The 537-nt window shown below is 48.0% G+C and carries 1 protein-coding gene; it reads right to left on the bottom strand.

Annotation, left to right across the window (positions count from 1 at the left end; translation table 11 throughout):
- Positions 1-107: 107 nt before the first annotated feature.
- The gene (locus ACYVTD_RS15960; RefSeq protein WP_461248668.1) at positions 108-371 is read right to left on the bottom strand and encodes a hypothetical protein; all 264 of its coding nucleotides are present in this window, start codon (positions 369-371) and stop codon (positions 108-110) included.
- Positions 372-537 lie beyond the last annotated feature (166 nt).

The following is a 537-nucleotide window of genomic DNA, read 5'->3' as shown; positions in this document are numbered from 1 at the left end:
ATACAGGGCTACGGAATTATGCAGCCACAAATCGCGACGAACATATCATCCGGTATGCAAAACGCTTTCACAAAAATCTTCAGTGGCACAAAAGGAGCAAACTGCTATCAAGCACATTCGAGCGAGGTATTTTTCGATGTCTTCGGCGAAAGCTCATTTTCTGGCAAGGGCATCATAAGCGTTGATGCGTTCGCGAAAATCATGCCAAACGCAATCGAACCCAACACCGTGCTATCCCACGATTTCATCGAAGGCTCATACTTGCGCACAGGCTTTTTGAACGACATCACCCTCCAAGACGAAACGCCAAGCACATACGCAAGCCACATCTCACGCAAACACAGGTGGCACAGGGGCGACCATCTTAGCATCCTTCCTACTAATTTTAATAAACGTCGTCGCCCCCCATAGTTTCTAACACGAACGGCATGATGTTCCAGAGGATTGCTAGAGGGAGGGCGACGACGTTTATTAAAATTAGTAGGAAGGATGCTAAGATGGTCGGGGAATAGTTGAGCCACTTGCCGGTTTTGCTGG

This window comes from Treponema sp. R6D11 (genome assembly GCF_054786075.1).
Note: the sequence above shows the minus strand (reverse complement) of the source record. Positions and strands in the feature narration are given on the sequence as shown.